Annotated in this window: 12 protein-coding genes and 1 pseudogene; 12 read left to right on the top strand and 1 reads right to left on the bottom strand. The window is 62.7% G+C overall.

Annotated features, from left to right (window positions below; translation table 11 throughout):
- The first annotated feature begins 26 nt into the window (after positions 1-26).
- From ugpC to EN874_RS07350, 4 genes are all read left to right on the top strand, one after another.
- Positions 27-1,085, top strand: a complete 1,059-nt coding sequence (gene ugpC / locus EN874_RS07360) for a sn-glycerol-3-phosphate ABC transporter ATP-binding protein UgpC (protein ID WP_127426011.1) — start codon at positions 27-29, stop codon at positions 1,083-1,085.
- Positions 1,086-1,423: 338 nt separating this feature from the next.
- Positions 1,424-1,597, top strand: a complete 174-nt coding sequence (locus EN874_RS33630) for a hypothetical protein (RefSeq protein ID WP_168247405.1) — start codon at positions 1,424-1,426, stop codon at positions 1,595-1,597.
- A 58-nt stretch (positions 1,598-1,655) separates the two neighbouring features.
- Complete coding sequence (locus EN874_RS07355; protein ID WP_245513507.1) at positions 1,656-2,174, top strand: sigma-70 family RNA polymerase sigma factor; 519 nt, start codon at positions 1,656-1,658, stop codon at positions 2,172-2,174.
- A complete protein-coding gene (locus EN874_RS07350) occupies positions 2,171-3,082 on the top strand; it encodes an anti-sigma factor (RefSeq protein ID WP_127426013.1) in 912 nt (303 codons plus the stop codon). The genes EN874_RS07355 and EN874_RS07350 overlap by 4 nt, the downstream gene beginning before the upstream one ends.
- A gap of 244 nt (positions 3,083-3,326) precedes the next feature.
- Here EN874_RS07350 and EN874_RS33625 read toward each other — a convergent pair whose 3' ends face one another.
- Entirely contained in the window at positions 3,327-3,482 is a 156-nt protein-coding gene (locus EN874_RS33625; RefSeq protein ID WP_168247404.1) for a hypothetical protein, read from the bottom strand.
- A gap of 302 nt (positions 3,483-3,784) precedes the next feature.
- Between EN874_RS33625 and EN874_RS07345 the strand changes: the two are divergent.
- The 8 genes and pseudogenes from EN874_RS07345 to EN874_RS07310 all read left to right on the top strand — a co-directional run.
- Positions 3,785-4,136: pseudogene (locus tag EN874_RS07345) on the top strand (integrase); the annotation flags it as partial.
- 488 nt (positions 4,137-4,624) lie between these two features.
- Positions 4,625-4,969: a non-heme iron oxygenase ferredoxin subunit gene (locus EN874_RS07340; protein ID WP_210211668.1), complete on the top strand. Its 345-nt coding sequence runs from the start codon at positions 4,625-4,627 to the stop codon at positions 4,967-4,969.
- 56 nt (positions 4,970-5,025) lie between these two features.
- Positions 5,026-6,324 (top strand): sugar ABC transporter substrate-binding protein, encoded by a 1,299-nt coding sequence (locus EN874_RS07335; RefSeq protein WP_168247403.1) that lies wholly within the window; start codon positions 5,026-5,028, stop codon positions 6,322-6,324.
- Between the two features lie 77 nt (positions 6,325-6,401).
- The gene (locus tag EN874_RS07330) at positions 6,402-7,391 is read left to right on the top strand and encodes an ABC transporter permease (RefSeq protein ID WP_127426015.1); all 990 of its coding nucleotides are present in this window, start codon (positions 6,402-6,404) and stop codon (positions 7,389-7,391) included.
- Positions 7,388-8,407 carry an ABC transporter permease gene (locus EN874_RS07325; protein WP_127426016.1) on the top strand — a complete coding sequence of 340 codons (1,020 nt, stop codon included), beginning with the start codon at positions 7,388-7,390 and terminating at the stop codon, positions 8,405-8,407. The genes EN874_RS07330 and EN874_RS07325 overlap by 4 nt, the downstream gene beginning before the upstream one ends.
- Before the next feature lie 21 nt (positions 8,408-8,428).
- On the top strand, positions 8,429-9,979 hold the full coding sequence (locus EN874_RS07320; protein ID WP_127426017.1) for an FGGY family carbohydrate kinase: 1,551 nt from the start codon (positions 8,429-8,431) through the stop codon (positions 9,977-9,979).
- Between the two features lie 5 nt (positions 9,980-9,984).
- Complete coding sequence (locus EN874_RS07315; protein WP_127426018.1) at positions 9,985-11,469, top strand: sugar ABC transporter ATP-binding protein; 1,485 nt, start codon at positions 9,985-9,987, stop codon at positions 11,467-11,469.
- A gap of 97 nt (positions 11,470-11,566) precedes the next feature.
- Positions 11,567-12,568: a fatty acid desaturase gene (locus EN874_RS07310; protein ID WP_127426019.1), complete on the top strand. Its 1,002-nt coding sequence runs from the start codon at positions 11,567-11,569 to the stop codon at positions 12,566-12,568.
- Positions 12,569-12,589 lie beyond the last annotated feature (21 nt).

Below are 12,589 nucleotides of genomic sequence, written 5' to 3'. Positions count from 1 at the left end.
CCGCCGCCACTTTTTGGAGACACGCAATGGCATCGGTAACCATCAACAACGTGCAGAAGGCCTTCGGCAACGCCAAGATCATCCACGACGTCAGCGTCGATATCGCCGATGGCGAGTTCGTCATCCTTGTCGGACCTTCGGGCTGCGGGAAGTCGACCCTGCTGCGCATGATCGCGGGGTTGGAAACGATCTCGGCCGGCAAGATCGCGATCGGCGAGCGAACCGTGAACAATCTCAGGGCGCGCGACCGCAATATCGCCATGGTGTTCCAGAACTACGCGCTCTACCCGCATATGACGGTGGCCGACAATATGAGCTTCGCGCTGATGATCAAGAAAGCCGATCCGGCCGACACGGCGAGCCGGGTCAAGCGCGCGGCGAGCATCCTCGGCCTCGAAAAGCTGCTCGACCGCTATCCGCGTCAGCTCTCCGGCGGTCAGCGCCAGCGCGTCGCCATGGGCCGCGCCATCGTGCGCGATCCGCAGGTCTTCCTGTTCGACGAGCCGCTCTCCAATCTCGACGCCAAACTGCGCGTCCAGATGCGCGGCGAGATCAAGGCGCTGCATCAGCGGCTTGGCACCACCACCATCTATGTCACGCACGACCAGATCGAGGCCATGACCATGGCCGACAAGATCGTCGTGCTGCATGACGGGCTTGTCGAGCAGATCGGCGCGCCGCTCGATCTCTATGACCGCCCGGCCAATCTGTTCGTCGCCGGCTTCATCGGCTCGCCCGCCATGAACTTCATCCACGGCCGTATCGAGGAAGGGATCTTCCGCAGCGCCGGCGGGCTGACGCTGCCGCTGCCGAAAGCCATCCAGCCAACCGAGGCCGCGGGAAAGGAACTGGTCTACGGCATTCGTCCCGAACACATCCGGGCGTCCGGCCAGGGTCTCTCCGGCACCGTCACCCTGATGGAGGCGACCGGTTCGGAGATCTTCGCCACGGTCGACTGCGGCGGGGAGGTGATCTCCTGCCTGTTCCGCGAGCGGCTTGCGTTGAAGCAAGGCGAGGCCGTGCGGATCGAGGTCGACCGCGCCTCGGCGCATCTGTTCGACGCCAAGACCGGCCAGCGCATCTGATCGCGGCTGTCCGTGCCGACCGCCCGGAACGACCGCGCCCTGCCGTTCGAACCGTTCGGCAAGGCCGGGGTTGCCGGATCTCCGGGTAGCCTTGGCGACATCGATCACGTCAGCGTGATCGAAAAAAAGCCGGCCATCCGGGAATAAACCATCGGAAATGCCGGTCTTTCGGGCATGCGCCGTTCACCGCGTGCTGGAGACCGAGATGACCTACGATGCCGTTGAGAATGCCGAGAGGCAGCCCGCGGGCGCCCGCCTTTGGCGCGCATGGGCTGGAGCAGGGCGCTCCAGCCATCGTCGTTCCTCCGCCGGCCGTGACCGTGCGAGCCGCAACAAAAGTGATCCACGACAATGACGGCGGCATTCTCTTCGCGGTCAGCGATGCGACGTTCCGCTCTGAGGCGCTTGACTCCGGTGACACCTATGCCTTCACCTCCCCCAAAGCAGGCGCCTTCGCCTGCAGTCGCGATCTTTACCCGCAGGAGCAAGGACGGATCGCCGCCTCCCGCTGAAGGTGGCCGCAAAGCCCAGGCGGAGGCGCCTGACGGTGGGACTATGTTGAGCGAAAGAATGCTGGCCGCGCGTTTTGCCGAAGTGGTGCTGCCGCATCTTGGCGACGCGCTGTCGCTCGCCCGCTGGCTGACCGGCAATGCGGCGGACGCCGAAGATGTCGTGCAGGAGGCCTGTCTCAAGGCGCATGCCGGTATTGCCGGTTTTGCCGGCGGCAATCCGCGCGCCTGGCTGCTCACCATCGTGCGCAACGCCTCCTACACCTGGCTGGCGCGCAACCGTCCGCGCAGCGTGGTCGCCGTCGGCGACCTCGCCGATCTCGATGACGTGTCGCCGCCACCTGACAAGGACGCGGACAGCCCGGAGGCGGCGCTGATCGCCAAGGCCAACTCGGCGGCGGTGGAAGCAGCGATCGCGAGGCTGCCGGACGCGTTTCGCGAAACGCTGGTGCTGCGCGACATAAACGGCCTCAGCTATCGCGAGATCGCGGCGATGCTCGGCGTGCCGCAAGGCACGGTGATGTCGCGGCTGGCGCGGGCCCGCAGCCTGCTGATGACGGAACTTGGAGGTCGCCCATGAGCCCGCGTGAGAATGGCCCGCGTGAGGACGGATTGCCGGAAGACCCGCAGGATATGAAGCTGATGATCCATGCACTTGTCGATGGCGAGCTCGATGCAGCTGCGGCGCTTGCCGTCGAGCGCCGCATCGCCGCCGATCCGGAGCTTGCCGCCGAACATACGCGCCTCCTCGCGCTGCGCACGGCTGTCGCCGGCGTGCCGCGGCCGGCGGTCGGCGACGACTTCCTGGCGCGCATCGCGGCCATCGCCGAGGCGAAAGGTTCCGACGAAGCCGAGGCAGCGCAGGCCGGCGCCGTGACGGCACAGCCGCAACGGCAGAACAAGGTCATCGAGATGCGGCCGCGCGCTTCGGCACGCTGGTTCAACGCTTTCGACTGGCGCCAGATGGCGGCTTCGATCGTGCTGACGGCGTTTCTCGCCAGCGGCGCGACGCAGTGGCTGATGGTGGAGAATACGCCCGACAGTTTCGCGGTCGCCGTCGCCAACGGCCATCGCCGCAGCCTGCTCGCGACGAGCCCGGTCGACATCGTCTCGTCCGACCGGCACACGGTGAAGCCGTGGCTCGACGGCCGGATCGGCGTGTCGCCGCCGGCGCCAGACATGGCCAAGGACGGCTACGCGCTGCTAGGCGGCCGCGTCGAGGTCATCGGCGACAGGCCGGTGCCGGCGCTGGTTTACCGCCACCACGAGCATCTCATCACCCTGGTGGCGGCGCCGCGGCAGAACGAGGCCAAATCGGTGCCGGTGGCGGACGATCTCTCGGCGGGCGGGTTCCTGCTGGTCCACTGGACTGACGGCGCCTTCTCCTACTGGGCGATCTCGGACGCCGAACGGCCGGCACTCGACGATTTCGTCGCCCGCTTCCGGGCGGCCGTCATCGCCAATCCGGCGGCGGGCAGCCCGGGGTGATGCCTTGCCGGCAAGCTAGAGCGTTTCAGCGATTCATAGAATCGCCGAACCGCCCTTAGTATTTGTTTTTACGCAATTCCCGACGGAAAACCGTTACACACTTTTCCTGGAATTGCTCTAGGCATCGACGATATAAAAATTTGGTGAGCCCGACTGGGAATCGAACCTGTGACCGCCATCGCACCAGCGTCTGGATCCTCGGCGGGCTTGGGTGGCCAGAACGACGCGACTGATGATGGTGCGTTTACGCGCTCGTCGCCCGGTTCGCCTCGGCCAACTCGCCGAGCGCCCGCTCGATCCTGGCGATAGATTCATCAATCCGGCCGAGGAGAACCAATGCCTGATAGGTCAAGGCGACCTTGGCCTGTGGGTGCAGATCGCTGGCCTTCGCGGCCGCCATGTCAAATCTTGGATTCGGGATCATTGGACAGCCTTAGTGCGCGGCGGGGTGAACTTCGGGCACCAGAAACAATTGGCGGGCGTTTTTGGTTCCGACACAGTTCGAGACAGGCTGTCACACAGCGTCAAACAACAGACCTGCGGCAGTGGCAGCTTGAGGCTAGTGCTGCACGGAAGGCGGAACTGCCCGGCTGGTCGCAACAGACATTGCGGTGATCACAGACGAGGGCTTGTCGTGGACATGCTGGCAACGCGACACGCCGCGGAGCAAAGGTGACGATGATGTGTGTAGGGGACGTGGCGCTCTTCCCGGCCGACAGCAGAAGCGGTCACATGATTGAACACAAGGAAAAGCGCGACGATCTGTCGAAATGGGGCAATGACCTGCGGCAGACGTTCCGCACAATCGCTCAGGCCGCGGGTGTGGCGGAGCTCGATGTTCACCTTCTGATGAATCATTCAATCCCTGGAGTTAATGCAGGCTACATCACCCCGCAATAAGCTGCTGAGTGATCACCTGCGTCATCAGCAGGAGGCCATTTCACGTCGGATACTCGAAGCGGGGCGTTCGCGAGAGACGGGGCCTCGTGCTTCTGCCTGGCCCGCGCTCCCGGCCAGACGCATCCTTGATGAACTGATGAGCGGCAAGGATTAGCACAGTGCCACATTCCACCGGACGTAGCGCGAGCTGATGGCAACTTTGCGCCGATCTCGGTCGTGGAGATCGACTTCGCAAGTTCCTGAAAGCAGACCTTGGCGGCGAAAACGCTGCGTGTCGCGGCTGCGCTAAAACAGCCGAACTCCCGGCGCAGTGGTCAGGTTTCGGCCCCAACGCGCCGCTCGCCTCTGTTAACGGGGATCGATTTCGCAGCTCGGCTGCGACTGTGCCGCAAGCGCCGACTCGCCTCACGCGATGATGACAGGCCCCTTCGGCGCCTGGCTCGCGCCGCCTCCGTGTGCCGCGACCCGCTGAAACTGCAATCCAGTCGCCGATGATCTACGGGCTCCCCGCCGTCGCTGTGGCGAGCGGGTCCGCTCGGCAGTCTTATCGGAGTCATCAATACCGGCATTCCCACAATGAATTGGCCGCGTATGGAAAGACAACGAAAATAAACGAAACAGAATGACGACTGCGAGGAATGAATGGCGGCGGGAACGACAACAACGGACATGCAATGGATACAGGCGATCCGCGTTGACAGCCTGCCCGTCGGCGACGCCACGCGCGTAGAGCACGCCGGGGCGTGCATCGCAATCTTCAATCTCGGCGGCAGATTTTACGCGACAGCCGGCGTCTGCACCCATGCACACGCATTTCTTTCCGAGGGCTACATCGATGGCCAGACGATCGAATGTCCGCTGCATCAGGGACTGTTCCATATCCCGACCGGCATGCCGCTTTCGCCGCCGGTCACCGAGCGGCTGAAGACTTACGAAACCAAGGTGGCGGACGGCTACGTCCACATCCTGGTGGGAGGAGGAGACTAGCACTGACTTCTTCGGGACATATCCCGGGCTGAAACCAAAATATGGGAGGAAACCTAATGCTGAAACTATCACGCCGTCATCTCTTGAAGACGGCTGCGACACTGACCGTGCTTGCTGCCGCCCCGCTGGCAATCGCTCCGGCGGCCGCCGAGGAATCGGTCCATTCCGTCATCAACGCGCTCATCAAGAAATATTCCGACGAGGCAAAGGCCGAAATGTCGAATGGGGACGTGGGCGCGCTGTTCGAGAAGGATGGCTTTCGCGATTACCTAGACGTCTATCCTGTCGGCGATCTCGCAGGCGGGTTCGTATGGAAACCCGGCATGGGCGCGAGTTTCGTCGGTCCCTATAGCAAGCTTCAGATCAAGTCGCCTTTCACTGACTATCTGCCGCTGGCGGAAGGTCCGGTGCTGGATCACAACAAGAAGTACCGCATAGGGCTGGTCTTTCACGGCTTCAACCACCCCTGGCTGATCAGCCTCGCGGACACCGCCGCCTGGGAGGCCAAACGCCATCCCAACATCGAGCTCGAGGTGATCGACGCCGAGTTCGACGACAACAAGATGGGCCAGGTCATCGATACCTGGATCGCCAAGCAGTATGACGGAATAGTGCTTTGGCCGAACCGCGAAGCGCCGATGGGGCCACCGGTCGACCGCGCCATCGCGGCCGGCATCCCGGTAGTGAGCCTCGATCGCCGCACTTCGTCCGAGCAGATCAGCTCGGAGGTGCTTGGCAACTTCTATGCCAACGGTCTGCAGCAAGGTCTCTATCTCAAGCATGCCGCGCCCGAGGGCAACATCATCTTCAATCGCAAGGATCTCGGCAGCACGGCGGACTCGATCCGCACCGGTGCCTTCCTGGAGGCGATCGGCAACACACCTGGCTACAAGGTGCTCGCCAACTATCACACCAACAGCCAGCGCACGTTGGCCTTCAAGTCGACGGCGGATGCGCTGCAAGCTTTCCAGGACATCTCGGTGTCGTTCAACACCGGCGGCGAGGAAGCCATGGGTGCGCTCGACGCGATCCGCGAGGCAAACCGGCTGAATAGCGCCCCCGGCGGGAAGAAGATCATGATCCTCGCCAATGACGATGCCCGCGAGGTGCTGAAGGAGATCAGGGCCGGCAACATCGAGATGGTGTCGCCCTACACGCCGCTGATCGGCGACATCGGCATCCGCGCCGTTGTCATGCATATAGGCGCCAAGGCAGGCCTCAACGAAGCGCCGCCGAAGCTCATCATGACGCCCAACCTGCCGATGATCACCAAGGAGAAGATGAACATCGAGGGCATCGAGACGCTGACGCCGGACGAGTGGCCCTACGCCTACGGTCCGGAAGTCGCGGGCTGATCGCCAGCTCCCATGCGCCTGCCGGATTCTCTGGTGAGGACCGGCAGGCGCTGACCGAACAGGCAGGCGAGCACGTCATGACCATGAGCACTCTTGAAACCAAGGTCGCCTCACAGGCGCGGCCTTCCGACGCCTTGCGGCACCTCGGCGTCGGCGACATGAGCCGCGTCGCGGTGTTGATCGCGCTGCTTATTGCGGGGCAGGCGATCACACCGTCCTTTCTGTCCCTCGCCAACATCCATGTCATACTCCTCGCCGTGGCCGCGATCGGCATCATGGCCTACGGCATGACACTGGTGGTGATCACCGGTGAGATCGACTTGTCGATCGCCGGGGTCGCGATCCTGTCGTGCATCGCCGGTGGGCTGTTGATCCCGACAGGCTCCGCGGCACTGGTCATCGGCGCCACCTTGCTCACGGGCCTTGCCATCGGCCTGGTCAACGGCATTCTCGTCGCCGCGCTGGGTATTCCCTCGCTGATAACCACGCTCGGCATGCTCGGCATAAGCCGCGCGCTGGCCAACATCTTCTCGGGTGGCCAGGCGCTTTATCCCGAACCGATCGCCGCCTACCTCTGGCTCGGCCGCGGCGACCTCGCAGGCATCCCGCTGCCGGTCGTGCTGCTCGTCGTGCTGGGCGCAGCCGCGATCGCGCTTACCAAATACTCGATCTTCGGACGTGCGCTCTACGCGACCGGCGGCAACGTCAAGGCGGCCGCATTGTCCGGCATCAATGTCGTCGGCGTCCGCTCCGCCGTGTTCGCGATTTCCGGCGCCTGCGCGGCGCTTGCCGGGATGCTTGAAAGCGCCAGGCTGTCCTACATCAATCCGGCGGGCTTCGAAGGCATGGAGCTTTCGGTTCTGGCGGTCACCGTGCTGGGAGGCGCGGCGCTGTCCGGGGGCTCGGGCTCGATCATCGGCACGGTTGTGGCTGCCCTGATCATCGGCATCGTCAACAACCTTCTCAATCAGCTCGGTGTCAGCATCTATCTGCAGCAGGTCGTGACCGCGGCAGTCATCCTTGCCGTCGTGATGCCCGGCATGTGGCAGCGGGGGATCGCGAAATGAGCGTCCTGGAGCTCTCCACCCCGCGCGTCGCGCCCTTCCTGCAGGGTTTGCTCCGCGATCCCATCATCTGGCTGATCCTGCTGATCTTCGCGGTCGGTGCGCTGACGTCGCAGTATTACCTCACGGCGCTCAACATCGAGAACCTCATGCGCAGCATCGCGGTCATCGGCCTGTTGTCGCTCGGCATGACGGTGGTGCTGCTTACCGGCCGCATCGATCTGTCGGTCGCGGCGCTGATGATCTTCTCGGTCATTGTCGGCGTGGTCGTCATGGCCGAGATCGGCCCAATGCTGGGAAGCCGTTGGCTGGTGCGCGGCAACACCTATGCCGGTCCGATCGTCCCGGTCATTCTGATCGCGCTGGCGACCGGTATCGCGGTCGGCGCGCTCAACGGCATCGGCGTGGCGTATTTGAAGGTCGCGTCCTTCATCATGACTCTGGTGTCGCTGACGGCCTTGCGCGGCTTCAATTATATGCTCACCAATGGCCACCCCTATTATCTCAAGGCGCCGTTCTACAGCTGGATCGGCGATGGCAAGATAGTCGGCATCCCGGTCAGTTTCGTGGTCTTCGTTTTCGTCCTTCTTGCTCTCATTGGCTTCGTAAATGGCAGCATGCGAGGGGGCCGCTTCTACGCCATAGGCGGCAACGAAAAAGCCGCGCTCTATGCCGGCATCAAGACGCAGCGCTACGTGGTGCTGGCCTATGCCATCAGCGGATTGTGCGCCGCTCTTGCCGGCATCATCTTCACCGCGCGGCTGAAGTCGGTCGATGCGCCGCTCGCTGCCGGTTATGAATTGACCGCCATTGCCATTGCTGTCATCGGCGGCACGGCGCTGGCTGGAGGCATCGGATCGCCGTGGCGTACGCTGCTGGGCAGCGTTGCGTTTGCCGCCGGCCTCAACCTGCTCGCCATCTGGGGCGTCGGGACCTGGTACCAGAACCTCGCCATCGGCGTTGTTCTCATCATATCGGTCGGCTTGTCGAAGATGAGCCGCAAGAAAACACAAGCATAGAGCCTCTGGGAGGAGCGATTTATGGGCGGACATCTCACGCTCGGCATCGATATCGGCACGACGAACGTAAAGGCGGCGATTCTCGACACCAACACCGGCAAGGTGGTGGCGTCAGGCTCGCAGGAGCATCCGCTGTTTCACCCGTTCCCCGGTTGGGCCGAACAGGATGCGTCGAATTACTGGGGCGCCGTGGTCTCGTCGATAAGGCAATGTCTGGAACAGGGGCGCTTCGCTGATGATATCGCGGCTGTGGCGCTTTCGGGCCTGGTTGGCGTGACGCTGCCGGTCAGCGACCAGGGCAGGCCGTTGCGTCAGGCCATGATCTGGATGGACTCCCGCTCCGAGGAAGAGTGCGAGGACATCCGCCGCAGCGTCGGCGAGGCGACCATCAACAAGAACAACGGCAACCGCATTGCGCCCTGGTTCATCGACCCCAAGGCGCTGTGGATCAAGAAGCACGAACCGCACATCTTCAACGCCACGCACAAGTTCCTGTCGCCTTCCGGCTATTGCACCTACCGGATGTGCGGCAACTTCACGATGAATACCGGCGATGCGGGCCTGGCCTACGCTTACGAGTACCGCGAGGAGCGCTGGAACGAGTCGGTCGCCAGGGCGATCGGCATTCCACTCGAGAAGCTGCCGCGGCTCTACCAATCCCATGAAGTGGTGGGCGAGGTGACCAGGCAGGCGGCCGAGGAGACGGGGTTGCGGCCCGGCACCATAGTCGCCGCAGGCGGCACCGATATCAGTTCGGCCGCACTTGGCGTCGGCGTCGCCAAAGCCGGCGAGGCCTACTACTCCATGGGCACGGGATCCAACCTCGGCATCATGATCCCGACCGAGCAGAACGTCGAGGAATACCGCATCCTGAAATGGCCGCACGTGCTGCCCGGCCTGACCATGTTCGATGGCCCCATGGCCTTTACCGGCGCGTCGTTGAAATGGTTCCGCGACCAGTTCGGCGACGCCGAATTCCGCCTCGCCGAGCGCATGGGCCACAATGTCTTCGACCTTTTCACCGAGCAGGCGAAGCGCATACCGGCATGTTCCGACGGTCTGCTTTACTTGCCGTATCTCGGCAACACGCTGTCGCCCAACTGGAACAGCAATGCTTGCGGCAACTTCTTTGGCGTACGCCCGACGACGACACGGGCGCATTTCATCCGCGCGCTGATCGAGGGCGTCGCCTTCGACCTTTACTCCAACGTCCGCGTCGCCAACGCGGCCGGCGTCAAGGTCGACGGTTTGATCCTGAACGGCGGCCCGACGAAGAGCCGGTTCTGGAACCAAATCACCGCCAGCGTGGTGAACCTGCCGTTGAAGACACCGGATATAGGCGAAGCTGCCCCGATTGGTGACGCGATCCTTGCCGGCGTCGCCGCCGGAATCTACAAATCGCCGACCGAGCCTCTTGCGAGAATCGTTCGCATCAAGGAGACGATCGACCCCGATCCGAAACTGCACGAGCGTTACCGGGATTTCTTCGAAGTCTGGTCGTCCGTCTATCAGAACCTGCGCGGAGACATGGATCGCCATCGCGCGCTTCTCAACAAATATCATTCGGCGTGATTGCAATGAGCACCCCGCTGCTCGAGGTCGAATCGATCCGCAAGACATATCCTGGTGTCGTCGCGCTTTCCGATGTGACCTTCGATCTGAAGGCCGGCGAAGTACATGCCCTGGTCGGTGAGAACGGTGCCGGCAAGTCGACGCTGCTGTCGGTCATGAATGGCCTCGTCGCGCCCGACAGCGGCGAAATCAGGATCGACGGCCGGCCTGTGGTCCTCAACGATCCCACGGTGGCCCTCGCCAACCGGCTGGCACTGGTCCACCAGGAACTGGTGTTATGTCCTAACCTGAGCGTTGCCGAGAACATCTTTATCGGCCGTGAACCGGCCGGCCGTCTTGGCAAGACGCGCGCTATGCTCAACCGCATGGCGAAGGACCTGCTTGACGAAATTCATGTCAGTCTCGATCCGTCGCGAGCTGTCGGCGAACTCAGCCTCAATGAGCAGCAGATCGTCGAGATATGCCGCGCATTGGCGAGCCGTCCGCGCGTGCTCGTCTTCGATGAGCCGACAGCCTCGCTGAACGAGGATCAGGTCGCCCACCTGCTCGCCATAATTCGCAAGTTGAAGGCCAACGGTCTCGGCATCGTCTATGTCTCGCACCGGTTGAGCGAGGTGATGCAGATTTCGGATCGCGTTACCGTGCTCCGCGACGGCCATGTCGTCGCCACCCGCGACATTGACGGCTTGAGCGAAGGTGCTCTTGTCGCCTTGATGGTCGGACGTGAACACAAGCCTGGCCAATCCGCCTACAAGGAGAGGCGCTTCGGCGATGTTGCGCTGGAAGCAAAGGGGATCGGCAAGGCCGGCGTCTTCGACGATATTTCGATGCAGGTGCGGGCGGGCGAAATCGTCGGCATTGCCGGGTTGCTTGGCTGCCAGCGTGAGGCAGTCGTGCGCGCGATCTTCGGCGACCAGTCTATCGATCGCGGCGAGATCCGCGTTCAGGGACGCAAGGTGCGGCTGCGTTCTCCGCGGGACGCCATTGCCTTCGGCATCGGCTTCATGCCTGCCGATCGCAAACGTGAGGGCCTCGTCCTGCCGATGAGCGTCGGCGACAATATCGGCATGACGATCCTGCGCCGCCTCGGTCGCCTCGGCTTCGTGAAGCGTCGGCAAAGAAACGCGACGGCCAACGGCCTGGTACGCACATTGGCAATCAAGACCAACGGCCTGTCGCAGCTGGCGTCACAACTGTCCGGCGGAAACCAGCAGAAGATCGTCATCGGCAAATGGATCGCGCGCGGCGGCGACATCGTGATCGCCGAGGACCCGACCCGCGGTGTCGATGTGGGCGCCAAGTTCGAGATATGGCGTGCCATCCAGGGTCTGGCGGAAGAGGGCAAGGCAATTCTGCTGCTGACTACGGAACTGCAGGAGATGATGGATGCCTGCGACCGCATCCTCGTCATGAGCCGCGGTCGGGTGACCGGACACTTTCACCGCAAGGATTTCTCCGCGGAAGCAATCGCGCATTGCTTCGTGGCCTGACGCCGAACCAATAACGCCATGGGAACAATGAATTTTTCTTCTATGTGGCGACCCCGCTAGACTGTCGCGACAATATGCAATCTGAAGGAGGATCGGCATGCAAGGCGACAATTCCGCGAGCTATGCTGGGATTGGCGGCATCGGCAGCAAGATATGGCCGCTAACGGGACCGGAGATCATTTCACGCGACAAGCTGAAGACGCTTCGCACGCGAACCAACGGACCGGGGCTGATCAGATTGGCGGTCCATCTCACGGCTCTGGCTCTCGGCGTACTCGCCGTCTACCTCTCCGGTGGAACGCCGTGGCTGCAGATACCCTCAATGCTCGCTTACGGCATCATCATCGTGCTGCTGTTCGCACCCTTGCACGAATGCTCGCATGGCACCGCTTTCCATTCGCGATGGATCAACCACATCGTTGGATTTGCGGTCGCCGCCTTCACTTTTCGTCCGTTTCTCTACTTCAAATACCGACATGCTGCGCATCATACCTTCACCCAGCACGAGGACAATGACCCGGATATCGTGCCGTTCCCCACATCACTTCGCGACTATTTCGGGCAGATAATCGGCCTCTCCTTCTGGCCGAAGCTGGTCGGCACGCTTTGGCGCGGCACAACAGGGCGCTTCACTGAGGAGGAACGTGAATTTCTGCCGAAATCGGTCTGGAAGCAGGTGATGCTGGAGATACGGCTGCTCGTCTTGCTCTACGTCGTCATCGCCACCGCCTCGATCTATTTCGGCAGCATGATCGCGCTGTTGTATTGGCTGCTTCCACGGGTGATGGGTGAGCCCGTGCTGCGTGCCATTCGCATGGCCGAGCACACCGGCGCCGAAGAAAGTCCGAACCTGCTTGCCAATACCAGGACTACGCTCGCGAATCCGTTGCTGAGGATGCTCTACTGGAACATGCCGTTCCATGCGGAGCATCACCTCGCCTCCTCGGTGCCGTTTCATGCGCTGGGCCGGCTTCATGACGAGGTCTCGCCGCATCTGCAATGCGTCAGCAAGAGTTACTTCCATGTGCATCGCGAGATCATCCGCGAGGTGCTGCGGAATGGCCGCGCCGGCGCCACGCCTGCCGGGCAGGGGGCTTGAACGGCGTGGCGGGTCCAGGGA

The organism is Mesorhizobium sp. M1D.F.Ca.ET.231.01.1.1 (assembly GCF_003999155.2).
Taxonomy (GTDB): domain Bacteria; phylum Pseudomonadota; class Alphaproteobacteria; order Rhizobiales; family Rhizobiaceae; genus Mesorhizobium.
Note: the sequence above shows the minus strand (reverse complement) of the source record. Positions and strands in the feature narration are given on the sequence as shown.

Excerpts from the sequence above, each read along its gene's own strand:
- ugpC (WP_127426011.1), top strand. The coding sequence starts at position 27 with ATGGCATCGGTAACCATCAACAACGTGCAGAAGGCCTTCGGCAACGCC.
- EN874_RS07325 (WP_127426016.1), top strand. The coding sequence starts at position 7,388 with ATGAGCGTCCTGGAGCTCTCCACCCCGCGCGTCGCGCCCTTCCTGCAG.
- EN874_RS07355 (WP_245513507.1), top strand. The coding sequence starts at position 1,656 with ATGCTGGCCGCGCGTTTTGCCGAAGTGGTGCTGCCGCATCTTGGCGAC.
- EN874_RS07320 (WP_127426017.1), top strand. The coding sequence starts at position 8,429 with ATGGGCGGACATCTCACGCTCGGCATCGATATCGGCACGACGAACGTA.
- EN874_RS07340 (WP_210211668.1), top strand. The coding sequence starts at position 4,625 with ATGGCGGCGGGAACGACAACAACGGACATGCAATGGATACAGGCGATC.
- EN874_RS07350 (WP_127426013.1), top strand. The coding sequence starts at position 2,171 with ATGAGCCCGCGTGAGAATGGCCCGCGTGAGGACGGATTGCCGGAAGAC.
- EN874_RS07315 (WP_127426018.1), top strand. The coding sequence starts at position 9,985 with ATGAGCACCCCGCTGCTCGAGGTCGAATCGATCCGCAAGACATATCCT.
- EN874_RS33625 (WP_168247404.1), bottom strand. The coding sequence starts at position 3,482 with ATGGCGGCCGCGAAGGCCAGCGATCTGCACCCACAGGCCAAGGTCGCC.
- EN874_RS07335 (WP_168247403.1), top strand. The coding sequence starts at position 5,026 with ATGCTGAAACTATCACGCCGTCATCTCTTGAAGACGGCTGCGACACTG.
- EN874_RS07310 (WP_127426019.1), top strand. The coding sequence starts at position 11,567 with ATGCAAGGCGACAATTCCGCGAGCTATGCTGGGATTGGCGGCATCGGC.
- EN874_RS07330 (WP_127426015.1), top strand. The coding sequence starts at position 6,402 with ATGACCATGAGCACTCTTGAAACCAAGGTCGCCTCACAGGCGCGGCCT.